A 23,507-nucleotide genomic window follows, 5' to 3' on the forward strand; every position below is an offset into this window, starting at 1 on the left:
ACTCCTTTTTATGCCAGTTCCAGCAGGGCCCCGGCCCAGGTCAGGCCTCCGCCGAAGCCCACGCACAGGGCCTTCTGGCCGGAGGTGAGCACTCCGCCGGTCACCAGCTCATCCAGCAGCAGGGGCACGCTGGCGGCGGAGGTGTTGCCGGTACGGGCGATGTTGCCGGTACACTTGTCCGGGTCCACTCCCAGCTTTTTCACCGCAAAGTCGATAATCCGCTGGTTGGCCTGGTGAAAGACAAAGCGGTCCACCTGGTCCAGGGTCATCCCTGCCTGTTCCACCACCGCTTTGGCACAGCGGGGGAGGGCCTCCACAGCAAAACGGAACACCGCCTTGCCGTCCATGTGGATGTAGGAGGGGGCGGGGGCGTTGGCGCCAGGCACATAGAGGGCTTCCTGATTGCCCCGGCAGCCCAGTACCGCATGGAGGGAGGGGTAGTCTTCCCGCCACTCCACCACAGCAGCCCCGGCCCCGTCCCCGAAGAGAACGCAGGTGGACCGGTCGGTGAAGTCAGTGATGCGGCTCAAAGCCTCCACGCCCACCACCAAGCCATATTTTCGCTTGGCGGCGGCCAGCAGGCACTCCACTGTGTGGAGGGCGTACACAAAGCCGGAGCAGGCGGCGTTCAGATCAAAGCACACGGTATCCTCAGAAAAGCCCAGGTCCCGCTGAAGCAGACAGGCGGCGGCGGGGGTCAGGTAGTCCTGGGACAGGGTGGCCACAACGCAGACCCCGATCTGGTCGGCAGTCAGGCCGGAGCGCTCCAGGGCCTGCTTGGCGGCGGACAGGCACAGGCCGGTGTGGGTCTCGTCCCCGGTGCAGTGGTAGCGGCTGCGGATGCCGGTGCGGGTGGCAATCCACTCGTCGCTGGTGTCCACCCGTTTGGCCATGTCGTCATTGGTCACCGCCTGCCGGGGCAGGGCGGAGCCGGTGCTCAATAGTTTAATTCCGTTCATGGACGCTCCTTTCTCAGGGCTTTGCTGCCCATGAGGCGGAATTTTTTATAGCGGCCCGTCGCCAGGGCCTGCCCGCTCTGCTTGTTGAGGGCGGCCAGCTCATGGACCAGCACCGCGTCCAGCGTCCTGCACACGGCGGCCAGGTCGGTGTGGGCTCCCCCGGTGGGCTCGGGGATGATGGCGTCCACCACTCCCAGCTCCATCAGGTCGGCGGCGGTGAGCTTCATCACATCGCAGGCCTCGTCGCTGCGGGAGGCGTCCTTCCACAGGATGGCGGCAAAACCCTCGGGAGAGAGGACGGAATAGACGGCGTTTTCCAGCATAAGAACTTTATTGCCCACGCCCAGAGCCAGTGCGCCGCCGCTGCCCCCCTCGCCGGTGACCACCGAGATCACCGGGACGGTGAGGGCAGAGGAGAGGGCCAGGGTGCGGGCAATGGCCTCTCCCTGTCCTCTGGCCTCGGCTTCCAGGCCGGGATATGCGCCGGGGGTGTCGATGAAGGTGATGATGGGGCGGCCAAACTTTTCGGCCTGCTCCATCAGCCGCTGGGCTTTGCGGTAGCCCTCCGGGGAGGGCATACCGAAGTGATAGGCCAGGTGTTCCTCCAGGGTACGGCCCTTCCGGTGGCCGATGACGGTGACCGGCTGGCCGTGGAACAGGGCGATACCCCCTAAAATGCTGCCGTCGTCGGCACACAGGCGGTCGCCCCGCTGTTCAAAGAAGTCGGTGAAGAGGGCGGCGATAAAATCCGCGGTGCCCGGCCGGTCCTGATGGCGGGCCAGCGCCACCCGCTGGGCGGGGGTGAGATTATTTGCCACGGTCGCTCCCTCCTTTTCCATGGAGTTTCAGCAGCTGGATCAAGGTGTCCCGCATCTGGGCACGGGGGACGATGGCGTCCAGAAATCCATGCTCCAGCAGATATTCGGCGCTCTGGAAGCCCTCGGGCAGCTTTTCCCCGATGGTTTGCTCGATGACCCGGGGCCCGGCAAAGCCGATGAGCGCCCCCGGCTCGGCCAGCATGATATCTCCCAGGCTGGCAAAGCTGGCGGTGACGCCGCCGGTGGTGGGGTGGGTGAGCACCGAGATATAGAGCCCACCCTTCTGGGAGAACCGCTCCAGGGCGGCGGAGGTCTTGGCCATCTGCATCAGAGACAGAATACCCTCCTGCATCCGGGCCCCGCCGCTGGCGGAGAAGAGAATGAGCGGGAGCTTATATTTTTCGGCGTACTCCACCAGCCGGGTGACCTTTTCTCCCAGGGCAGCGCTCATGCTGCCCATAAAGAACCGGCCGTCCAGCGCCCCTACCGCCACCTTCTGACCGCCGATCCGGCCGGTGGCGGTGACCACGCCTTCGTTCATGCCGGTGCGGCGGCGGGCGCCCTCCAGCTTGGCGGCATAGCCGGGGAAGGACAGGGGATCGTTGGAGGAGAGAGCGGCATCCAGCTCCCGGAAGGTGCCCTTGTCCAGTACCAGGCTCAGCCGGTAGTAGGCCCCGATGGGGTAGTGATGGCCGCACAGGGGGCAGACATACCGGGCCAGAACCACATCCCGGCGGCGTACCGTGCCGCCGCAGGCGGGGCAGGTCTCCTCGGTGTGGGCGGGGGCGGGAGAGGCCCCACGGAGGGCCTTCAGGGAGAGGAGCTTCTGACGGCGTTGGGAAAAGACGTTGCTCATGCCTTAGCTTCCTCCTCTCCGCTGCGGCTCCAGGCCAGCAGGGTGTCCATGTTGGCCTCCAGGAAGCCGGTGGTATAGTTGCCCCGGATGAAATCCGGGTGGTGCATGATCTGGTGGAGCAGATCCGTGTTGTTGGCGGGGCCCTCAATGATAAGCTCCTCCAGCGCCCGGCGCATCCGGCGGATGGCCTCCAGGCGGGTGGGGGCGTGGACGATGAGCTTGGCCATCAGGGAGTCGTAGTAAGGGGGCAGGGTGTAGCCGGTGTACAGGCCGGTGTCCACCCGCACGCCGCAGCCGCCGGGGAGGTGGACAAAGTTGATCTTGCCCGGACAGGGCCGGAAGTCGTTGGCCGGGTCCTCGGCGTTGATGCGGCACTCGATGGCGTGGCCTCGGAGCTGGATCTCCTCCTGGGTGTGAGACAGCGGCAGACCGGCGGCAATGCGGATCTGCTCCCGCACCAAGTCCATTCCGGTGACCAGTTCGGTGACCGGGTGCTCCACCTGGATTCGGGTGTTCATCTCAATGAAGTAGAAGTTGCCCTCCTGGTCCAGCACAAACTCGATGGTGCCAGCGTTCTCATAGTGGGCGGCCTTGGCGGCGGCCACGGCGGCGGCGCCCATCTTTTCCCGCAGTTGGGGGGTGAGGGCCTTGGAGGGGGACTCCTCCAGCAGCTTCTGGTTGCGCCGCTGGATGGAACAGTCCCGGTCCCCCAGCTGGATCACATTGCCGTGCCGGTCGGCCAGGATCTGAAACTCAATGTGCCGGGGATTCAGAATCAGCTTCTCAAGGTACATCTCCCTGCTGCCGAAGCAGGCCACCGACTCGCTGCGGGCCTCCTCAAAGAGGGGAATGAGCTGATCGGGCTCAAACACCCGGCGCATACCACGGCCGCCGCCGCCGGCGGCCGCCTTGATAAGAACGGGGTAGCCGATGGAATCGGCCAGGGCCTTGGCCTCCTCGGCGGTGTCCACCGCTCCGTCGGAGCCGGGCACAACAGGCACCCCGGCGGACATCATCAGCTTGCGGGCGGCGGCCTTGTTGCCCATGGCCCGGATCACATCACCGGAGGGGCCGATAAAGGCGATGCCCGCCTGAGCGCAGGCGTCGGCAAAGTCGGCGTTTTCCGACAGAAAGCCGTAGCCGGGGTGAACGGCGTCGCATCCGGCGGCCTGGGCCACGGTGAGCAGCGCGTTGACATTTAAGTAGCTGTCCGCCGAGCGGGCGGGGCCGATGCAGTAGGCCCGCTCCGCCAGTTGGACGTGGAGGGCCTGGTCATCGGCCTGGGAGTAGACCACAACTGGCTCAATGTCCAGTTCTCGGCAGGCCCGGAACACCCGGACGGCGATCTCTCCCCGGTTGGCGATCAAAATACGCTTGAACATGAGCTCACCCTTCCCGGTAGCGAATGAGGGGGTCCCCAAAGGACACCAGGGCCCCGTCCTCCTGGAGAATGGCCTCAATGGTGCAGTCGCAGGGGGCGTGGACCTCGTTCATCATCTTCATGGCCTCCATCAGACAGACGGTCTGTCCTTTTTTCACATGGTCGCCCACCTTTACAAAGGGCTCGGCGTCGGGGGCGGAGGCGGCGTAGAAGGTGCCCACCAGGGGGGCGGTGATGCAGGGGCCCTCAGGCTGAGCCGCCGGGGCAGGCGCAGCGGCAGGGGCGGGAGCGGCCGCAGGCGCGGCGGGGACAGGGATCGCGGCGCCGCCCTTGCCCAGCTCCAGGGTGAACTCTTTGGTGTTCAGTTTGAAGGAGGTGATGCCGCTCTGGTCAAAGCGGGTCATCAGCTCAAAAATCTCTTGATTGGTCATAGCGGCTCCTTTCGGAAAAAAGGCACCGGTTTGCACCGATGCCTATTTTCGTCGTCTTACTCAGCGTGATCCTCGATGTACTTCACCAGGTCGGCCACGGTCTTCATGTTGGGCAGGTCCTCGTCGGCGATGGTCACGCCAAAGGCCTCCTCCAGAGCCATGGACAGCTCCACAGCGGCCAGGGAGTCAGCCTCCAGGTCCTCAGCCAGGCGGGCCTCGGGAGTCACTTTATCGGCGTCGCAGCTCAGGGTCTCCACGATGATGTCCTTGATCTTCTCGAAATCCATGGTAATGCTCCTCACAAAATAATTCAAAAATTTTAGTTAAATCATTTTACTTAAAAATTTTTAAATAAAATAATTTAAGCATATTTTAGCAGGCGTTACAGATTTGTCAAGGCTTTTTTCAGAAACTGCCGGGGATAATTTTCCACAGGGAGAGGATTCGCCGGATTTGGACAAAAAATCCCCTGCGGCCCTGCCGCAGGGGAGATTGGGGGTAAGTAACCGCCCCGGATGGGGCGGTGCGGGACTCAGCGCCAGCAGCCGCAGTTGCAGCCACAGCCGCAGGAGGAGTCGTCGTCCTCCTCCTGGTTGTTGCCCCACAGGAAAGCGGGGATGGTGAGATAAACCGGCAGACCGGTACCGTTCCCAGACTCAAAGGAGAGGGAGAGGTTGGAGAGCAGGGAACCGGCGTTGTTCCCGTTGTTCTCAGAGGAGCCGCAGCATCCGCAGCAGCGGCAGCGGTTCCGGTTATTGCAGCAACACATCATGAAATACCCCCAATCGAATTCGTGACGGGCGTTTGCCCCTCACAGTCCTAGTATACGCAGGGGGTGGGGGAGAGGTTCGTGGGGGTGGCGGGCACTGATGGGAAAGTTCCCGTTGGCATCAAATCTTGGTGATATCGATGGGCCGCAGGTCGGAGGAGCGGCCCTGGGTGCGGACGGTGAGCATGGCCCGGGCGGTGTCGATGGCGGTGATGCAGGCCACAGAGTGCTCCACGGTGGAGCGGCGGATCTTGAAGCCGTCGGTGTCGTGGCGGCGGCCCCGGGTGGGGGTGTTGATGACCAGGTCCACGGTGCCCGAGGCGATCATGTCCAGAATGTTGGGGTGGGCCTCGGAGACACGGGCCACCTTCCGGGCGGGGATGCCGGCGGCGTTGAGGGCGTCGCAGGTGCCGCTGGTGGCCAGAATCTCAATGCCCATGTCGGCAAAGCCCTGAGCGATGCCCAGCAGCTCTCCCTTGTCCTCGTCCTTGACGGTAACGATGATACGCCCGCCCTTTTTGGGGGCCTTCATGTTGGCGCCCTTGAAGGCCTTCAGCAGAGCCTGGGGGAAGGATTCGGCCAGACCCAGACATTCGCCGGTGGACTTCATCTCGGGGCCAAGGCCGGTGTCCACGTCGGTGAGTTTCTCAAAGGAGAATACCGGCATTTTCACGGCGTAATAGTCGGCCTCCTTGTAGATGCCGGTACCGTAGCCCAGGTCCTTCAGCTTCTGGCCCAGCATGACCTTGGTGGCCAGGTCGATGATGGGCACCCCGGTGACCTTGGAGATATAGGGGATGGTGCGGGAGGAACGGGGGTTGACCTCGATGACATACACGGTATCGTCGTAGATGACGAACTGGATGTTCACCAGGCCCACCACCCCCAGAGCCTTGGACAGGTCATAGGTGTAGCGGTAGATGGTCTCCTTATGCTTATCCTCGATATGGATGGGAGGATAGACGGAAATAGAGTCGCCGGAGTGGACGCCGGCCCGCTCGATGTGCTCCATAATACCGGGGATGAGCAGATCCTCCCCGTCGAACACGCCGTCTACTTCCACCTCCCGGCCCATCAGGTACTTGTCCACCAGAATGGGGTGCTCCTGCTCCACCTGGTTGATGATGCGCATGAACTCGGTGATGTTGCGGTCGTTGTAGGCGATCTCCATACCCTGGCCCCCCAGCACATAGGAGGGGCGCACCAGTACGGGATAGCCCACCTCATGGGCGGCGGCCAGCGCCTGCTCGGTGGTGAACACCGTCTTACCGGCGGCCCGGGGGATGCCGCACTGGTTCAGGATCTCGTCAAAGCGCTCCCGGTCCTCGGCGGCGTCCACGCCGTCGGCGGAGGTGCCCAGGATGGGCACGCCCATATTGGTCAGGGCCTGGGCCAGCTTGATGGCGGTCTGACCGCCGAACTGGACCACGGCGCCCCAGGGCTTTTCCAGCTCCACCACGGCCTCCACGTCCTCGGCAGTCAAAGGCTCGAAGTACAGCTTGTCGGCCACGTCAAAGTCGGTGGACACGGTCTCGGGGTTGTTGTTGATGATAATGGTCTCATACCCCAGGCGCTTGAAGGCCCAGACGGAGTGGACCGAGCAGTAGTCAAACTCGATGCCCTGACCGATGCGGATGGGACCGGAGCCCAGCACCAGCACCTTTTTCCGAGGCTCTGCCGGTGCTTTGCGGTGGGGCTCGGCGGTGGCGGCCGCCAGATAGGGCGCCTCCGGGATATGGGGGGCCAGCTCGCCTACCTGGGGCAGGTGGAGCTCCTCGGCGGCCTCGTTCTCCGTATCATAGGTGGAATAGTAATAGGGGGTCTGGGCCTCAAACTCGGCGGCACAGGTATCTACCATCTTGAAGGCGGGCTTGATGCCGTAGTCCTCCCGCAGGGCCTTGATCTCCGCCCGCTCCTTACCGGACAGAGCGGCGATCCAGGCGTCGGAGAAGCCCATCTCCTTGGCCTGCCGCAGGGTGTCCCCATCCAGATGGCCATGGTCCAGCTTGTCCTCCATGTCCACGATATTCTGGAGACGGTCCAGGAACCACAGGTCGTACTTGGTGATCTTGTTGATCTTTTCGGGGGAGAAGCCGCGGCGCAGAGCCTCGGCCACCACAAAGAGCCGCTGGTCGTCAATGTTCACCAGCCGCTCCTCGATCTCCTCGGTGTACAGCTCATCCAGGCCGGGCAGACGCAGGGACTTGACCGGCAGCTCCAGAGAGCGGATGGCCTTCATCAGCGCCCCCTCAAAGGAGTTGCCGATGGCCATGACCTCGCCGGTGGCCTTCATCTGGGTGCCCAGGGTGCGGCTGGCGGTGGTAAATTTGTCAAAGGGCAGACGGGGGATCTTGAGCACGCAGTAGTCCAGGGTGGGCTCAAAGCAGGCGGTGGTCTTGCCGGTGACGGCGTTGGGGATCTCGTCCAGGGTGTAGCCCAAGGCGATCTTGGCGGCCACCTTGGCGATGGGGTAGCCGGTGGCCTTGGAGGCCAGAGCGGAGGACCGGCTCACCCGGGGGTTGACCTCAATGACGGCGTACTCAAAGGAATCGGGGTTGAGGGCCAGCTGCACGTTGCACCCGCCCTCGATCTCCAGAGCGGAGATGATATCCAGGGAGGCCTTGCGGAGCATCTGGAACTCCTTGTTGGCCAGGGTCTGGGTGGGGGCCACCACGATGGAGTCGCCGGTGTGAACGCCCACCGGGTCCACATTCTCCATGGAGCAGATCTGGATCACGTTGCCCGCTCCGTCCCGCATGACCTCAAACTCGATCTCTTTCCAGCCGGAGATACACCGCTCGATCAGGACCTGGCCCACCCGGGAGAGGTGGATGCCCCGGTCGGCGATCTCCCGCAGGGAGAGTTCGTCGTAGGCAATGCCGCCGCCGGTGCCGCCCAGGGTGTAGGCGGGGCGGACGATGACGGGATAGCCGATAGACCCGGCAAAGGCCACGGCGTCCTCCACGCCCTCCACCACGTCGGAGGTGACGCAGGGCTGACCAATGGCCTCCATGGCGTCCTTGAAACCCTGGCGGTCCTCCGCCTTGCGGATGGACTCAGGGCTGGTGCCCAGCAGTTTCACGCCGTACTGCTGCAAAATACCCTGCTCGTGGAGGTTCATGGCCAGGTTCAGACCGGTCTGTCCCCCCAGAGTGGGCAGGATGGAGTCAGGCCGCTCCTTCTGAATGACCTGCTCCACGCTGGCGATGTTCAGCGGCTCGATGTACACATGGTCGGCAATATCTTTGTCGGTCATAATGGTGGCGGGGTTGGAGTTGACCAGCACCACCTCCACGCCCTCTTCCTTCAGGGCCCGGCAGGCCTGGGTACCGGCGTAGTCAAACTCGGCGGCCTGGCCGATGACGATGGGGCCGGAGCCCAGCACCAGCACCTTTTTGATATTCGGATTCTTGGGCATTACCGGTTGCCTCCCTTCATGCTGTCCACAAAGCGGTCAAAGAGATATTCCGTGTCCATGGGGCCGGGAGAGGCCTCCGGGTGGAACTGAACGGTGAAGCAGTTGGGCCGCTTGTACTTGAGCCCCTCCACGCTGCCCTCGTTGACGTTGATGTGGGAGACCTCCGCCACCGCCGGGTCCACGCTCTCGGCGGTGACCACATAGCCGTGATTCTGGCTGGTGATGAAGGCCCGGCCAGCGGCCAGGTCCTTCACCGGGTGGTTGCCTCCCCGGTGGCCGAAGCGCATCTTCCGGGTCTGAGCACCGGTGGCCAGGGCCAGCAGCTGGTGGCCCAGGCAGACGGCGAAGAGGGGCAGGTCGGAGTCGTACAGCTTTTTCACTTCCTGAATGATCTCCACATTATCCGCCGGGTCACCGGGGCCGTTGGACAGCATGACGCCGTCATAGCCGCCGGACAGGATGGTCTCCGCCGGGGTGTGGGCGGGGTAGACCATGACCTGGCAGCCCCGCTTCTGGAGGCAGCGGATCATATTCTCCTTTACGCCGTAGTCCATCAGGGCCACCCGCAGCCGCTGCTCCCCCAGAGCGGGATAGAGCTGAGGCTCCTTCCGGGTCACCTTCTCCACGGTGCCCTCCACCCGGTAGGTCTTGATGCGCTCCAGGCACTCCTCAACATGAAAATGCTCCGCACAGGTGATCATGCCGTTCATGGTCCCCTGACTGCGGAGTATTCTGGTCAGCGCCCGGGTGTCCACGCCCTCGATCCCGGTGATATCATACTGCTTCAGATAGGCGTCCAGCTCCCCCTCACAGCGGAAATTGCTCCCCCGCTTGGCCAGGTGCCGCACAATAAACGCCTCGGCCCAGGGCCGGGCGGACTCGTTGTCCTCATGGTTCACGCCATAGTTGCCAATGAGGGGATAGCTCATCACGATCCCCTGTCCCGCGTAGGAGGGGTCGGTCAGGATCTCCTGATAGCCGGTCATGGAGGTGTTGAATACCATCTCACATACCCGGTCCGCCGGAGAACCAATGCTGACGCCCTGGAACACAGCGCCGTTCTCCAGAATCAAGGTCGCCTTCATCTCCTGCATCACGCCTTTCTTTCCATGGTATTTGTTCGATTGTACCCTAATTCGCCCTGCCCGGCAACTCCCTTTCCCACACATTTTACAAAATTGTAATTTTGGACAAAAAGCCGGGGCGCATCTGCCGTTTTTCACAGTCAATGCGCCCCGGATGTCTCAAAAAATGATAGATTACCTCATAATTATTTTGGTGGTTCCACGTCCACAATCACCAGCTCCGGCCGGTTAAAGATACGGGGGATGCGGGTGCTCTCCCGGGCCAGGCCCCGGCTGACGATGAGGGTGGTTTGCCCCAGGGCATACTGTCCCCCGGCATATTGGGGAAAGAATCCCTGGTTGGGAGCCAACAGGCCGTTGATGAGGCCGGGCAAACGCCACTGGCCTCCGTGGGCGTGGCCTGCCAGCACCAGATCAAAGCCGCTGCCGGCGTAGTCGTCCACCCGCTCAGGCCGGTGGGTCAGCAAGATGGAAAAATGCTTCCCGTCCAGATCCCCGCTGGCGGTGGCCAGCTGTTCCTCCCAGCGCTGTTCTCCCACCTTTGGATCGTCCACTCCGCCGATCTGGACCATCTGTTCCCCCGCCGCCGCGCAGACGCTGTAGCCATCCAGCACCACGGCCCCGCAGGCCCGCAGCAGCTCTTTGATCTCCTCCAGCCGTCCGGTGCGGTATTCATGGTTGCCTGAGGCGTAGTATACCGGGCACTGTTCCGCCAGCTTTTTCACCGTGAGCAGGGCCCGCCACTCCTCTTTCCAAAGCTCGTCATCCACAATATCCCCGCATAAAAGCACCAGATCCGGGTCCTGGTCCGCCACTGCGTCCAGCAGGTCCTGCTGGTTTTGACCGTATTTGCAGGAGTGCAGGTCGGTGAGCACTGCCAGGCGTACCGCCTGCTCCACCTTTTCACTCTCCACCGTATAATGCTGTATTGTCAGCCGGGCGTCCAGCCCAGCCACCAACAGCAGGCCCGCGGCGATTCCGCCGGCGATCATCCACTTTCGGGCCCGTTTTTTCACCCATGACTCCTTTCTTTCCGGCTTTGCCGCATAATGCCGCCTCGCCCGGTCATACTGAACCATAAAGCCTGTTTCTTTTCAGGAGGTCGCCCATGGTCATCGCGTTTTTTCGTACCATTATACTCTATGTCTTCATCATTGCCGGTATCCGGCTGATGGGTAAGCGGCAGGTGGGGGAGCTGGAGCCCTCTGAGCTGGTGCTGGCCCTGCTCATCGCCGACCTGGCGGCGGTACCCATGCAGGATTTCGGCATCCCTTTGCTCACCGGACTGATCCCCATTCTCACCCTGCTGTGCCTTACCATGGCCCTGTCGGTGCTCACCATGAAGAGCGTCAAGTTCCGGGCCATCCTCTGCGGCCGCCCCAGCATCATCGTGGAAAACGGCAAGCTCCGCCAAGGGGAGATGAGGAAAAACCGCTTCACTCTGGACGAGCTGATGGAGGAACTGCGGATGAAGGGGGTCACCGACCTGTCTACCGTCAAGTACGCTATCTTGGAGACCAACGGCCAACTGTCTGTTCTCCCCTTTGCCGCCCAGCAGCCCCCCACCGCTCAGGATCTGAATCTGCATCTGCCTGAGCCGGGGCTGCCGGTGGTGCTCATCAACGACGGGCGGCTCATTCGCCGCAGCCTGGACCGCCGGGGCCTCAACGACGGGTGGCTGGAAAAACAGCTGAAAGCCCACAAGGTGGATCGGGTGGAGGATGTGTTTCTTATGACAGTGGATGAGACAAACCAGGTCTGTCTGATTGAAAAGGAGGCTGCCCGGTGAAGCGGTTGTGGATCGCGCTGGCCCTGATGGGGGCCATTCTGGGCGGGACCCTGGCCCACACCTATTCGCTCCAGGGCTTTACCGGAGCCCTCGCCGATGCATTGGAGCAGGCCCAAACGCTGGCCCGGGATGACCAGTGGGAGCAAGCGTTTTCCATAACGGAGCAGTCCCTCCAGACCTGGCGGGAACGGGACGTCTATCTCCATGTGCTGCTGCGCCACGCCGATACCGACCAGATCTACGCCGGGTTTCAGGAGGTGCTGGCCTTGCTGTCCAGTCAGGAATATGGAGAATATGCCGCCGCCAATGCCCGACTGATGACCCAGATCAGCTTGCTCAGCGAAGCGGAGCAGCTGACATTGAAAAATGTACTGTAATATATTGTGAGGAAAGGGGGCGCTCCAGGAGCGCCCCCTGCATCATTGTTCCCTTCCATTTTATTTTCGTCGTTCGTCCCAATATTTTGTCACTTCCATCCACACCCCCTTCCTCCCCCTATGACCCCCACCATCCCCCGGGGCCATGTATTGGCCGTGAAGCAGAAATTGAAACAATCTTGCTCCATTACGGCTGAACAGCGCCGAAACCGAGCCAAAATCAGCATCAATTCTGAAAACAGCTCTGCGGCATCAGGGGATGAAAAAAGCGAGGGTGCGTCGGAGTTTTTCCAACGCACTCTCGCTCATGCTTGGGGTCAAACTTGGCGGACAAGCCGCCGTTTTTCAGGGGATTAGGTCAGAGTGTTTGGAAGTAAGTCTGACCTGAGTATAGCACACCTCCTCCCAGTCCGCAATAGAAAACCGCCTGGTATATGCAGTCATTTTACACCAGAAACATCAAAAAATCATTTTGTCTGTATTACATCATCCATCTCATTGCTTGATGTTCTACAAGGAAAAAGTATGATATCGACTGTTACCCATTTTACCTCCGCCTGGCATCCGTTTCATGCCCATAGGGAGTTTGGCTTGTGTTCTTCTGGAATATTTTCGCTGTGCCATAGTGCAACAGCTACATAGTCAACGAGTTTCTACAAGTAATTGCCGCACTCAATCGTATTTTTATAAATACGTCATCCCATCTACAAACTTGCTGTTGCGGCAATCTACAAACTTGCTGTTGCGGCAATCTACATTGTGCGGTAAAATGGAATATCGTAAAAGCCCTTTATAAGTATGGAGCATATTTGTCCTACATTATCATAACAACTTAAATATGATGCTTTTGTTGAGCAAACAGGAAAAATAAAAGCCAACATCGGTCGTAGCCTTGAGAAACTGGAAACCCTGAAAAAGACTCTGGTACAGGAGTATTGCGGTAGAGAAGGAGAAAATCGCATGGGTTCTTTATTGCATGAATTTTTAATGAGTTTAAGCGTTGATGCCAGTCCCCGCTATACAAATTTTGATGGTGAAATATATCATTATACGGCACTTCATAATATAGAATCAATTCTTCTCAATTCGAGAGATAAAATTGTTTTATGGGCCAGCCAATATGATTGCTTGAATGATATATCAGAAGGGACAATAGTCGAACCATGTTACTATAAAGTATGTAAAGATCTTAGGGCTTGTGGATATATTTCCCCCAATTTATATGAACTTTTGTCCGGTATAAAACCATCAAAAAATGATTTTTTTGCAATGCGCGAAAACAACAAACTTATATCGGAACGCAGCGAATATACAACATATATTGCATCTTTTTCGCAAAAAAGTGACCTTTTACCTATGTGGAATTATTATTCCAAAGGAGATTTGTTTGAAGGAATTAATTTGGGAATGGATTCCAAGGCAATTTTGTCAAACTACCCAACACTTTCTGCACATGGAAAAGTAAGATTAAATGTTAGTTCGGTGGTATATAGTCAAAAAGAACAAGAGGACATTATTAAAAAATTTCTCCTGGAAATAATAAGTAAATATAAAGAAGGGTTTGAACAGCCGGTTAGAGAAGTTGTTTCTAAAAAATTGGCCTCTTTAAAAATGATTTTCAAACAAGAGTGCTTTAGCTATGAGCAGGAGGTCCGTATAATTGTTGATATGGCAGACAAGTATAGAGATGATTTCTCGATAAAATATAGAACTAATGCGGGATATTTTATTCCATACATTGAATTATTAATTGATAAAAAGGCTTTGAAATCGGTTACACTAGGACCATTTCGAGGGACGGAATCTCAGTTAGATTTGCAAAAAAAAACATTGTCTCAAATGCTTGCCTCTCATCAATATGAGATCAACATTAATGTTTCTAAAGTACCCATAAGATATTAGAAGACAATGCTATACCTAACTTTTCCTTCCTCCGATCAAAAGCTGATATGCCCTCTTTGTATCGGCGTGCATGGAAGCGGAGAGGATTTTTACCCCCGCACCGGCGCTATGCGCTGTAGGCTTTTGCAAGGTGCGTGGCTCCAGCGTGGAGGCGGTTAATTGGGTGCGGAAAAATTCCGTAGAGGTGACTGCATAACGATTGCTCACCGCCGCAACCGTATAGTCAAAGATCTCCTCTGTCCATACCGGCTTGCCGTCCCGCACTCTGGGCGTGGGCGTTTTCTTATCAATCATATTAAATTTCTCCTTGGTGACGGTTGTGACGGTCAATTCCAAACTTTTTTCAATATCCAATTTGAATTTAATTTAGCGATACAGTGAGAAAAGTTCCAGTTTTGACTGTCACAACTGTCACGCTTCATTATACATCCCACCCGGCATCCGGGTGATGCCCGCAGGTTTGCGCCGCCCGCCCACATTGATAGAAAGGGTGACTCTCCAGGTCATAGTTCTGTATCCATTGAGGCTCACTACTCCTAGTAAACAGCTGCGCATGGTGCAGGGGCATGTTCAGGATGATGTGGACAGACTTGTTGGCCTTGCTTGAAACCTCCTCCCGCACTTGTTATCCATTATACCGTCGTAGAATTTCGGCCAATACGGCCCGCGCCTCATCGTCCTTGGGCTCAATGTCCCAGCCCCGGTCGTAGTTGGCCACTATGCATCCATTTTTTCTGATTTCGAGTTTAGAGATACAGCCTTGCTGGATGCCCCATTTGCTCCCGTATTCATACAGCTTGATGGAGAAGCTGTAGCCATCAATCATGCCATGTAGCCACATATTATCACCTCCTGAAACAGTTTGGTTTTGAAGGCGTCAAGGGGAATTGCAAGCAAATACGGCCTTGATACGCGCTGTCCATCAGAATGCGTTTTGTGCCTCATGCCTCGTGCTCATCCTGTTCATGGTACGCCGCTTTCTGCTTCGACGGCTGTGCCAAGTGATACAGGGGATGGTCCTCCAGGCGGTATTTCTCCACCTCCTTTGGTGCGCCGCCCCGTGTAAACAGCCACGCATGGTTTAAGGGCATGTTCAGGATGGTGTGGACAGACTTGTTGGCCTTGACGGAGATGTACCGGGCCGTTGCAAGCTCCTGTCCGCCCAGGTAGAGCAGGTGGTCGCAGTTGCTCAGAATGGTAACGGCCTTGTCATGCCCGTATGCGGCCTCCAGCTGTGCAAGGCTCTGGAGGATGATGCTGACGCTGATCTCCCGGGAGCGGATGACGGAACTGATCTGGTCGAAGTCAGCGATGCACCCTGCGGCCCCGGCGGCGAAGTCGTCCAGGATAAGGCGGACTGGGACACGCAGACGGCCGCCCGGGCACTGGTCGGCATGGCGGCAGAGATTTTGAAGCGCCTGGGTGTAGAACAGCGTCGCCAGAGCGTCCATGGACCGGTCTGTGTCGCTGATGGTCAGGAACACGGCTGTCTTGCGGTCGCCAAGGCTCTGGAAATAGAGTTGGCTGGAGTTGGTAAACAGCTTCTCTGCCCCGTGGAAGGCAAAGGGGGACAGCTTTTCCGCCAGGAACGCCTGGATGCTGGCATAGGTCCTGGGGGACTTCTGAATGTTGCGGAGCATCTGATACTGCGCCGCCGCGAAGCTGTCGGGAGCGAAGGTGCAGACCTCCTCGAACAGCCGGTCAAAGCTGCCGTTCCCCATCTCCCGCAGGAGCCGGATCACGCTGCCCAGATGATGCTCCTGGCGGGGAAGATACTCCAGCACATAGGAAATCATGGCTGAGAGGGCCATCTGGGCGGCCTGCTCCCAAAACGGGTCGTTCTTTGTCTTGACGGGAGAGAGGGCGGCGGCGATTTGAAGAATGTCCTGCTCATGGCAGCACCCACGCTTTTGGTCGCGGCGCACATACATGAGCGGATTGTACCCGCAGGAAGAAGCGGCACAGTCCTGGAAGTTGATCTCGATGACCTGATAGCCGTTCTTCCGCAGGGCCCTGCCGGTCTTTTTGCACAGGCTGTCCTTGACGCTGGTGACGATGACGCTCTCACTGCACTGAAGGATGTTGGGGAGCACATAGCTGCGGGTCTTGCCGGTGCCGCTGGGGCCGATGATGCAGTCGTTGTTGTTCAGCCCCGTGACCCATGTATCGTTGCTGATACAGGGGCCTTTGTATAAAATTCTCTCTGACATAGTACCTCCTGATTTACAGCTGGTGTATGACTCTGTCGGCAAGGCCCCACTCCACGGCCTCCCCGGCGTCGAAGTAGCTGTCTGAGGCGGTCTTGTCCAGTACCTCCTCCAGGCTTTTGCCGGTGTGGGCCGAGATGATGTCCGCAACCGTCCGGCGCGTCTGCATGAGGTTCCTGGCGATGGCGTCCACGTTCAGCGCGCTTCCGCCCACGCCGCCCGGAATCAACGGGTCGTGTATCATGACCTTGGCGTGGGGCAGCATGTCCCGCCGGTCGCCGGACAGGAACAGGACTGCGGCCATGCTGGCGGCGGTTCCGGTGCAGATGGTCCGCACCGGACAGCCGACCGCCTTCATGACATCGTAGATGGCAAGGCCGCTGGGGACCTCGCCCCCGGGACTGTTGATATACATGGTGATCTCCTGCCCGGGTGCGTCCTGCTGAAGGAAGCGGAGCTGCAGAACCAGCGCCGAGGCGGTGTCCTCCGTGATGGGCCCAATGCAGAAAATCTCCCGCTTCTGGAACAGGATGTCTTGAATCGGGATCTGGTTCAGCCCCTCGCTGGTCTCCCTGAGAACATTAGGAAGATATGCCATCGTGCGCCTCCTGTTCTGCTTTCCGAAGCGTGTCTACGGTCTGCTTTGCCCACTCCGGGAAATACTCGTCCCGGAGGATGCCGATAAAATCGCTCCTGTTCCATCTGGTCCGCTCCCCATCCCCGAGGCAGGTGGCATAGATTGCCCGGCCGGAAGCATGGGGACTGCACCCAAAGCCGCTTTCCGCCAGCCAGAGCTGATTGCGGGGAGACCAGCAAGACTCTTTGAGTGCCGCCGGGCTCAGGACCAGGACTTCTCCCTCCAGACTGCGGCCCGAAAGTGTGTCGCACTGGGAGGCGTCAAAGAGGGAGAGTCCCTTTACCTCGTCCAGGAATGCTTCCACGAAGCCGTCCAGCACCGCCGGGTGGCTCTCCACGATGTACTCGCCTGTCCGGCCGCAGGCGGGGATGAAGATGGTGTCGGCCCACTCCTTGTGCCGGGGACGGAACCGGCCATCCCACCGCTTCTTCTGAATGGTGTTGGCCAGCACCCAGCCCACGCGCTTGAAGCCATATTGGGCGATGACGCCGCGGGCGCAGTCCGCTTTCAGGTGCATACCGTCGAAGCCGGCCCGGATGGCCGCTTCAATGGCCTGCTTGCAGGCGATGTTGCACTGGTGGCTCGCCCGCCACAGCCCCGCCTCATCGCTGCGCCTGGCCTCGGACAGAGAGCCCAGGTACAGATAAGTGTGGTCTGTCAATGTCAGTTGGTTCATCTGGTTTACCTCCTTACTTCTTTGGTAGTTCTGCGGCCTTAAAAGCCGTTCCAAATCCGCTCTCCGCGGTAATCAAAATACTCTGCGTCAGCACAGTCTTCCGGGGTCAGATCCTTCAACCGCTTTCTGCTCCGTGAGATGTAGAGGTCAGAGTCCATGGGCGGTTTCGGCACCTTGACCCGCAACAGCTCGTCCATTTGAACCAGCTGAGCGTATTGCTCCGGCTCGTGCTGTTTAAGGTACTGATAGAAGTGGTTTTTATGGAAGGGGCAGAAGGTACAGGCGCTGGCGCGGGTCTCCAGGCCCCATACCTCCTTGATATAGCCGTAGCTGTCCGCCCGGGTAAATTCCATCTGTACCAGAGGGAAGCGGTTGACGAACATCGGATTGGTGCTCGCTTTACAGCGTCTGGCTTCTTCCAGGCTGAATCCGATGTGCATTTCATGGGCCTTTTTGTCCTCGTCCCTGAGCCGCTGTCCTTTTTGATAGCCCAGCAGGTCCCATCGTACATACTTGGAGATCAGTTCTACCTTATAGTCGATGGTGCAGTTGCGGGGCATTTTGCTCTTATGGCCGTCATCCCGAAGGGTCCACCACGGGATGCTGATGGTCCGCCGCTCGCCAAAATTCCGAATGAAATCGGAATATAAGGGTGATTTCAATACCTTGAACGGCAGACCGCTGGACGCACAGGCCCGGCGGATGAAGTCCACCTGTTTTGCGACCCATGGGGGTTCAAACCCGAGGTCGCAATAAATGATGGCGTCATAGATGGGGACCAGAGGATGGACGGGCCGCCCGGCCTTTGCGTTCTCACAGCTCATCAGGGCCAGGGCCGTGCTCTGCATCCCTGCGCCGCAGGAGAGGATTTTCATTTGCCATCCTCCTACGCCGAAACGGCATATTTCAGCGGCGCATGGATCATCTTTACGCCGCCCTGGGTCCATGCGGAGCCGCACATCCCGTAGACGCTTTCCACCGCGTAGCCGTCGCCGCCGTCCGGGAGGGCAGAGCGGATGTATTTGACCGGCAGTTTCACATCCCGCTCCAGCTGAATTTCAAACACGCTTCCGCCGCCCTGCCAAGGGTCATACAGGCCGGTCACGGTGTCTTTCTCCAGGATGATGTAGCCGCAGTAGGGATTTTTGCGGCTGTCATAGAAGTGGCCGTTGCGGTCCTGGAGCCGGATCAGGCGGTTGAGCTCCATCAGGTCAGATAGGGACATTTCCACCAGGAAGGTCACGGTGTTCATGTGGGAGGCGATGTTGGCCACCTCCGCCCGCATACTCGCCAGGAAGCCTTTGGGCCCGGATGTGTCCCCGTCCCGCAGTGCCTGCTGGAGCTTTGCCCGGGTATAACCTTGGGACTTTGCCAGCCAGACGATGCCGGCGCGGTCGTCGATTTTCTCCTCATAGCGGCCATACCAGCAGGGGTAGACGCTGTTGAGGACATAATCGTAGTTGCCGTCCCCAGTGTCCAGCATGATATTGACCGGGAAGGTCTGGTCCAGGAAGTGTTTCTCCGGGAGCCTGAAATACACATGGTCCATCATCAGGTCATAGAACAGCCCGGTTTCCTCCGCTGTGAAGCCATCTGGATATGGCCCATCTTCTGAGGTGAGCGCGGACTGGACATCCTGCTCCAGTTCGTCTCTCAGCTGACACTCGTAGTCGAAATACCATTCCTCCAGCGACTCCCAAAAACTCTGCATGGGGTCGTCGCCGGACAGGAGCTTGGTCGCGGTGGCGCTGTCCATCCCGTCCCGGTAGTCGGCATAGATTTCATAAAAGAAGCAGTCGCCCTCACGCTGTAAAAAGGGCTGACGGTCAAGGGCGTCCAGAATATGGCGCCTGAGTTTCTCTGCCGCCTTATCGTTCATGCTTCCACCTCCTTGTCCATACATGGTTTCGGCGTCTGAAGGGAAAAGCGCTCAGCCTCCGGTCCAGAGGCAGGGCGCAAATGGTCGTTTCTCCGGCGCCCCGTCATAGGGCCGTCACCTTCCCATCAGAACGGGAGTTCGCTGTCCACGTCACTTTCAAACTCTGACGCCGGCGGGGTCGCATCGGTGTTCGCGGCGGGGGCGGGGGCGCTCTTTTTCTTGACGGAGTCCCCGAAGTAGATGTTGCTGGCCACGACCTCGGCGGTACGGCGTCTGTTGCCCTCCCGGTCCGTCCAGTCCCGGATCTGGAGCCGCCCGTCCACCATGGCCATGGAGCCCTTGGCGAAGTAGTTGGCGGCGAACTCTCCGGTGTGACGCCACGCGACGATGTCGATGAAGTCCACAGGCGTTTCACCGGTGGCCTTGTCTTTGAAGTCCCGGTTGACCGCCAGAGAGAACGACGCGACGGGGATGCCGCTCTGTGTCCGGCGCAGTTCGGGGTCCCGGGTGAGCCGCCCACTGAGAATGATTCGATTCAACATGATGTTTACCTCCGTTTTGACAAATTGTTTTTCGGGCGGCCGGTCCAGAGGGGGAGCACATGCCCAGCCCAGCCATTTCCGGCCTGCCTCCGTGTACCCTCTCGTCTGTTCTACACCCGTTCACCAACACACCTGGATGGGGGACCCATCGCCCGCCGCCGTCAGGGTACCGCTCAGGAACTTGACGGCGGCTTAGGGGCAATACCGTTTGTTGGGATGCTCCTCCAGAGAGGCAAACGGGTGGATCAGCAGTTCATACAGGACGGTCTGCCACATAGATTTCAGCAAAAACGGGGGTATCGCGTCGATAACAATACCTCCGTTTTCCTAATAAATTACTTTCTTTTGTTATGTTAGACATGGTACAATATAAATGTAATGCTAATTTAAGGAGGAGTGATTATGGTTGTTCGTGCTTTGATAAATAAAGAAACATTAAAATATTTACGAGAACATATTGGAATCACACTTCCATATATTGAGCGAATCACTAAATATGATGAAAAGAAATATTTGCTGTGGGAAGATATCAATTCTTGTAATTTTCCAACTTGCCTTCAAGCGAAAACAATTGCAAAATGCTTTCACATACCATTTGCGGGTTTATATATGAATGCAAAAGACATCAAACTACAGCATATTCCTAAAATGTATAACATGCGGACTATACGGGGAAATGGAAGTTTCGATGATAGCTCGTTAAACTTGGCTATTATGGATTTACTTTACTCACGTGAATTGCTAATAAGCACAAAAAATGAATTACAGGAGTCTTTGCCGGCCTTTTCGCTTTCAATTGTTGGTACTGATGTTAAACAGTGGGCCGACTCAATAAGGCAGATATTCAAGTTAGAATTGAAGGATCAATGCTCATTACCGAGCAAAAGAAAATTTTATTTATATATAAGAAATAAAATAGAAAAGCAAGGAGTGTTTATTCAAGGATTTTCAGGTGTGGATACTGAAATTGCACGTGGTGTAGCTATCTACAACGACATATATCCTATTATTGGAATAAATAATGATGACAGATACCCTGCAAAAACGTTTTCAATTATTCATGAACTTGTTCACATTATTAAGCGTCAATCTACAATGTGTAATGATATGGTAACTTCTTTTTCTGCACAACAAGAAGAAGTATTTTGTAACGCTGTTGCAGGAGAAGTCTTAGTTCCAGAGCAGGCAATTATGACCTTGGTTAAAAATCGCAAGATAAAAGATTTTACAGAGGATAATATTGCTTCTTTAGCAGATGTTTTTTCTGTTAGTAAAGAAGTAATCTCGAGAAGGCTTTTAGATGTTGGAGAAATTAGCAAACCCGAATATGATACATTTATTTTAGAATTCAAACGAACATTTGATATGGAAAAAGAGATAGAAAGAGAGAAAAGAAAAGCTAGTGGAAATAAGGGGTTCCGTAATATTCTTTTGGAAACTATTGACAAGACAAGTGGTAGTTTATGTCAAACTTTATACCATGGATATGGCGAAGGGCTCGTTGATAGGCAAGACATTGCAAGATATTTGAGAATAGACCAAAAGCATATCTCCAATATTTTGAGGGAGGTATCGCAATGGAACAGTTAAACTTATTTGACGATAAACCTCCATATAAATACATAATAGATACCTGTGCTATTTTGTCACAAAAAGAAGATAGACAATATCGTAGAAGAATTTATGAAAAACTGTGGAGAAACATTGATAACTTGGTAAAAGCAAGTGTAATTGTAACATGTTCAGAAATATTCGAGGAAATTAGTGATGAACCGATACAAAAGTGGCTAAAGGACTGTAATTGTACGATTCTTCAGATAGACGAATTGATTCAAAAGAATGTAACAACAGTTGTAACATCAAACCCCCAATTGATTGATTTTAAGCAATTAAAATCATCAGGTGATGCGTTTCTAATTGCTACTGCTATAAAATATTCTCTAACAGTTATTACTGAAGAAAATAAAGATTCAAGCAAAAAAATCCCTTATGTATGTAAAGATCTTGGCGTTCCATGTGTTAATATCCTTGAATTATGCGAACTTGAAAAATGGACATTTTAGTTAAAGTATCCTCGGTAGTTAACGGATAGACATTTCCTATGCCCTTGGAATACTTCCCAAGTCTTTGCTGAATAACCTATAAAAAGAAGAAACGACATAACCGGAAGCTACACTGTTTTTTTGAAAACAATCTTATGTTGTTTTATGTGTACCGTCCTGTTAGGCAATACCGTTTGTTGGGATGCTCCTCCAGAGAGGCAAACGGGTGAATCAGCAGTTCATACAAGACGGTCTGCCGCTCCGCTTCCGGCATCGCGGCGCAGTCAGCGGCCAATTCGGAGACAGTCTTGTTTCCATACTGCCGAAAATACTGCTCATAAATGGCCGTGAACTCTGCCGCGCAGGGCGCCACCAGCTCGTCCATGAACTGGATCAGACTGCCGGCCTCCATGTCCCCAAGGACACTGTCCCGCGGCGGCAGACTGGCCTTCAGACGCTCCTCCAGCGAACGGGGCGGGAGAAGGGGCTGCCCCAGGGGCGGGGCCCCGTCCTCCTCCTGCCCTGTTTGTTCAGGAGGGGCACCCAGGAGGGACGGGAGCAGAAGGGCGGCCGCGTCATAGAGGTAGGCGTCGCCACAGGAGGGAGTTGCCGAGAGCCGGTCGTCCAGGGCCTTGGCAAGCTGTTTGTAGGTCATGGACTGTACCCGCTCCCGGGAAAGGCCCAGGGCGGACCGCAGCCGCTCCAGCTCCGCTTCAAAGCCCTGGAAATACTCAGGCAGGGTCATATCAGCAAAGCGGTGGATGATAGCCGCGGCGTATTCGGGGTGGGCACAGCGGCCGGTGTCCAGCAGGTCGAGCCGGTCTTGCAGAGGGAAGCGTTCAATCCTCATGCTGGCCCGCCTCCTCTCTCTGCCGGCGCTCCAGCGCCTCCAGTGCGCTCCCGGCCCGGTCCAGCAGGTTCCGCAGAGCGGACAGGGGGTCGTCTGTGTAGCGGCCCCAAAAGTAATCGCTCCCGTTTCTGCACATCCATGTGACAAACCGTGCGGGGGCCTTGGAGTTCTCGCCAAGGACATATTCTGTGTCCCCGACACGGATGGCGCTGATAATGATATATCCGGCGTTACTGCGTTCTGACATGGTTTATCCTTTCTCCCCGTATGAGCCCGATAGGACAGGCGTATCTTATGCGGCTTGCAGGACTTCCCGTTCCCACTGGTCGAGAAACCGCTGGACTTTCGGTGTGGCTGGGCGATTGTTGGCAGATCGAGCCTGGACCACTTTTCTGTTTCTGATCTCCAGCGTGTAAAATGGCTTGTCCGCTTCAGCCGCCCGACGCAGAAACAGGATGACGCACTCCTGCTTTGCCACGCGGTCCACATAGGTGCCGACACAGTGATGGAGGGCCTGTCCCTCCTGAATGATGTCCTCCGGGCTTTGGGGACAGAGCACCACCATGCCGTCCAGCTCAAAGTCAGCATGGAGGCGGACAGATTCCATCGCCGCATGGAAGTCCCGGCGCATCTTGGCGTCCAATTCCTGCTTCCATTGGGCGGCGGCCCGGTCATGGGCCTTTTGCAGGTCCCGGGGAAACAGGACGGAATCGCTCAATGGAAACTCCAGCTTCCGGCACAGATCCAGATAGTCGGCATATTCCCGGACCACATCGTATGTATTCTGATAGCGTCTGCCCAGGTCGGTGCGGGCGGTCAGGCGCCTGGTCTGGCCGTCCACATAGCGCATGAACCTGTGCGGCGTGGTGACTTCCATGAAGGGCAGGAT

At 57.1% G+C, this 23,507-nt stretch carries 26 protein-coding genes; 5 read left to right on the plus strand and 21 right to left on the minus strand.

Going from position 1 to position 23,507, the window contains the following annotated elements; genetic code table 11:
- Positions 1 to 8 precede the first annotated feature (8 nt).
- The 10 genes from Q0J75_RS05860 to Q0J75_RS05905 all read right to left on the minus strand — a co-directional run bounded on the left by Q0J75_RS05860 (position 9) and on the right by Q0J75_RS05905 (position 10,733).
- Positions 9 to 959 (minus strand): beta-ketoacyl-ACP synthase III, encoded by a 951-nt coding sequence (locus Q0J75_RS05860; RefSeq protein WP_297198054.1) that lies wholly within the window; start codon positions 957 to 959, stop codon positions 9 to 11.
- On the minus strand, positions 956 to 1,777 hold the full coding sequence (locus tag Q0J75_RS05865) for an acetyl-CoA carboxylase carboxyltransferase subunit alpha (protein ID WP_297198057.1): 822 nt from the start codon (positions 1,775 to 1,777) through the stop codon (positions 956 to 958). The genes Q0J75_RS05860 and Q0J75_RS05865 overlap by 4 nt, the downstream gene beginning before the upstream one ends.
- Positions 1,767 to 2,633, minus strand: coding sequence for an acetyl-CoA carboxylase, carboxyltransferase subunit beta (gene accD, locus Q0J75_RS05870; protein ID WP_297198060.1), 867 nt, complete (start codon positions 2,631 to 2,633; stop codon positions 1,767 to 1,769). Before accD ends, Q0J75_RS05865 begins: the two co-directional genes overlap by 11 nt.
- Positions 2,630 to 4,015: an acetyl-CoA carboxylase biotin carboxylase subunit gene (gene accC, locus Q0J75_RS05875; protein WP_297198063.1), complete on the minus strand. Its 1,386-nt coding sequence runs from the start codon at positions 4,013 to 4,015 to the stop codon at positions 2,630 to 2,632. The genes accD and accC overlap by 4 nt, the downstream gene beginning before the upstream one ends.
- Before the next feature lie 4 nt (positions 4,016 to 4,019).
- The gene (gene accB / locus Q0J75_RS05880) at positions 4,020 to 4,445 is read right to left on the minus strand and encodes an acetyl-CoA carboxylase biotin carboxyl carrier protein (RefSeq protein WP_297198066.1); all 426 of its coding nucleotides are present in this window, start codon (positions 4,443 to 4,445) and stop codon (positions 4,020 to 4,022) included.
- A gap of 56 nt (positions 4,446 to 4,501) precedes the next feature.
- Positions 4,502 to 4,732, minus strand: coding sequence for an acyl carrier protein (gene acpP / locus Q0J75_RS05885; protein ID WP_297198070.1), 231 nt, complete (start codon positions 4,730 to 4,732; stop codon positions 4,502 to 4,504).
- A gap of 245 nt (positions 4,733 to 4,977) precedes the next feature.
- Positions 4,978 to 5,217, minus strand: coding sequence for a hypothetical protein (locus tag Q0J75_RS05890; RefSeq protein WP_297198073.1), 240 nt, complete (start codon positions 5,215 to 5,217; stop codon positions 4,978 to 4,980).
- Between the two features lie 118 nt (positions 5,218 to 5,335).
- Complete coding sequence (gene carB / locus Q0J75_RS05895; RefSeq protein WP_297198075.1) at positions 5,336 to 8,632, minus strand: carbamoyl-phosphate synthase large subunit; 3,297 nt, start codon at positions 8,630 to 8,632, stop codon at positions 5,336 to 5,338.
- Positions 8,632 to 9,726, minus strand: a complete 1,095-nt coding sequence (locus tag Q0J75_RS05900; protein WP_363315711.1) for a carbamoyl phosphate synthase small subunit — start codon at positions 9,724 to 9,726, stop codon at positions 8,632 to 8,634. The genes carB and Q0J75_RS05900 overlap by 1 nt, the downstream gene beginning before the upstream one ends.
- Positions 9,727 to 9,902: 176 nt before the next feature.
- Positions 9,903 to 10,733, minus strand: coding sequence for a metallophosphoesterase (locus Q0J75_RS05905; RefSeq protein WP_297198081.1), 831 nt, complete (start codon positions 10,731 to 10,733; stop codon positions 9,903 to 9,905).
- A 92-nt stretch (positions 10,734 to 10,825) separates the two neighbouring features.
- Between Q0J75_RS05905 and Q0J75_RS05910 the strand changes: the two genes are divergently transcribed.
- The 3 genes from Q0J75_RS05910 to Q0J75_RS05920 all read left to right on the plus strand — a co-directional run bounded on the left by Q0J75_RS05910 (position 10,826) and on the right by Q0J75_RS05920 (position 13,785).
- On the plus strand, positions 10,826 to 11,506 hold the full coding sequence (locus Q0J75_RS05910; protein WP_297198084.1) for a DUF421 domain-containing protein: 681 nt from the start codon (positions 10,826 to 10,828) through the stop codon (positions 11,504 to 11,506).
- The gene (locus tag Q0J75_RS05915; protein ID WP_297198087.1) at positions 11,503 to 11,883 is read left to right on the plus strand and encodes a DUF4363 family protein; all 381 of its coding nucleotides are present in this window, start codon (positions 11,503 to 11,505) and stop codon (positions 11,881 to 11,883) included. Before Q0J75_RS05910 ends, Q0J75_RS05915 begins: the two co-directional genes overlap by 4 nt.
- Positions 11,884 to 12,843: 960 nt before the next feature.
- Positions 12,844 to 13,785 (plus strand): DUF2971 domain-containing protein, encoded by a 942-nt coding sequence (locus Q0J75_RS05920; RefSeq protein WP_087331474.1) that lies wholly within the window; start codon positions 12,844 to 12,846, stop codon positions 13,783 to 13,785.
- 15 nt (positions 13,786 to 13,800) lie between these two features.
- Here the strand turns inward: Q0J75_RS05920 and Q0J75_RS05925 are convergent, their stop codons facing one another.
- From Q0J75_RS05925 to Q0J75_RS05960, 8 genes are all read right to left on the minus strand, one after another.
- The gene (locus Q0J75_RS05925; protein ID WP_087331478.1) at positions 13,801 to 14,079 is read right to left on the minus strand and encodes a hypothetical protein; all 279 of its coding nucleotides are present in this window, start codon (positions 14,077 to 14,079) and stop codon (positions 13,801 to 13,803) included.
- 331 nt (positions 14,080 to 14,410) lie between these two features.
- Positions 14,411 to 14,626 (minus strand): DUF7678 domain-containing protein, encoded by a 216-nt coding sequence (locus Q0J75_RS05930; RefSeq protein ID WP_087331481.1) that lies wholly within the window; start codon positions 14,624 to 14,626, stop codon positions 14,411 to 14,413.
- A 100-nt stretch (positions 14,627 to 14,726) separates the two neighbouring features.
- A complete protein-coding gene (locus Q0J75_RS05935; RefSeq protein ID WP_297198098.1) occupies positions 14,727 to 15,995 on the minus strand; it encodes a VirD4-like conjugal transfer protein, CD1115 family in 1,269 nt (422 codons plus the stop codon).
- A 13-nt stretch (positions 15,996 to 16,008) separates the two neighbouring features.
- Positions 16,009 to 16,590 carry a ClpP family protease gene (locus tag Q0J75_RS05940; protein ID WP_087331569.1) on the minus strand — a complete coding sequence of 194 codons (582 nt, stop codon included), beginning with the start codon at positions 16,588 to 16,590 and terminating at the stop codon, positions 16,009 to 16,011.
- Positions 16,574 to 17,305, minus strand: a complete 732-nt coding sequence (locus Q0J75_RS05945; protein WP_297198104.1) for a DUF3849 domain-containing protein — start codon at positions 17,303 to 17,305, stop codon at positions 16,574 to 16,576. The genes Q0J75_RS05940 and Q0J75_RS05945 overlap by 17 nt, the downstream gene beginning before the upstream one ends.
- 38 nt (positions 17,306 to 17,343) lie before the next feature.
- The gene (locus Q0J75_RS05950; RefSeq protein ID WP_297198107.1) at positions 17,344 to 18,180 is read right to left on the minus strand and encodes a hypothetical protein; all 837 of its coding nucleotides are present in this window, start codon (positions 18,178 to 18,180) and stop codon (positions 17,344 to 17,346) included.
- 11 nt (positions 18,181 to 18,191) lie between these two features.
- Entirely contained in the window at positions 18,192 to 19,184 is a 993-nt protein-coding gene (locus Q0J75_RS05955) for a hypothetical protein (protein ID WP_297198109.1), read from the minus strand.
- A gap of 125 nt (positions 19,185 to 19,309) precedes the next feature.
- Positions 19,310 to 19,726 carry a single-stranded DNA-binding protein gene (locus Q0J75_RS05960; RefSeq protein ID WP_087331410.1) on the minus strand — a complete coding sequence of 139 codons (417 nt, stop codon included), beginning with the start codon at positions 19,724 to 19,726 and terminating at the stop codon, positions 19,310 to 19,312.
- A 402-nt stretch (positions 19,727 to 20,128) separates the two neighbouring features.
- Between Q0J75_RS05960 and Q0J75_RS05965 the strand changes: the two genes are divergently transcribed.
- Entirely contained in the window at positions 20,129 to 21,316 is a 1,188-nt protein-coding gene (locus Q0J75_RS05965; RefSeq protein WP_087331408.1) for an ImmA/IrrE family metallo-endopeptidase, read from the plus strand.
- On the plus strand, positions 21,304 to 21,789 hold the full coding sequence (locus Q0J75_RS05970) for a DUF4411 family protein (RefSeq protein ID WP_087331406.1): 486 nt from the start codon (positions 21,304 to 21,306) through the stop codon (positions 21,787 to 21,789). Before Q0J75_RS05965 ends, Q0J75_RS05970 begins: the two co-directional genes overlap by 13 nt.
- Before the next feature lie 142 nt (positions 21,790 to 21,931).
- Here Q0J75_RS05970 and Q0J75_RS05975 read toward each other — a convergent pair whose 3' ends face one another.
- The 3 genes from Q0J75_RS05975 to Q0J75_RS05985 all read right to left on the minus strand — a co-directional run.
- Entirely contained in the window at positions 21,932 to 22,618 is a 687-nt protein-coding gene (locus tag Q0J75_RS05975) for a hypothetical protein (RefSeq protein ID WP_087331404.1), read from the minus strand.
- Complete coding sequence (locus tag Q0J75_RS05980) at positions 22,608 to 22,865, minus strand: hypothetical protein (RefSeq protein ID WP_087331401.1); 258 nt, start codon at positions 22,863 to 22,865, stop codon at positions 22,608 to 22,610. Before Q0J75_RS05980 ends, Q0J75_RS05975 begins: the two co-directional genes overlap by 11 nt.
- A gap of 45 nt (positions 22,866 to 22,910) precedes the next feature.
- The coding region (locus Q0J75_RS05985) for a PcfJ domain-containing protein (RefSeq protein ID WP_297198123.1) at positions 22,911 to 23,507 on the minus strand (597 nt) is incomplete at its 5' end.

Origin of the sequence: uncultured Flavonifractor sp. (assembly GCF_944385615.1) — a bacterium.
Classification (GTDB): Bacteria; Bacillota; Clostridia; order Oscillospirales; family Oscillospiraceae; genus Flavonifractor.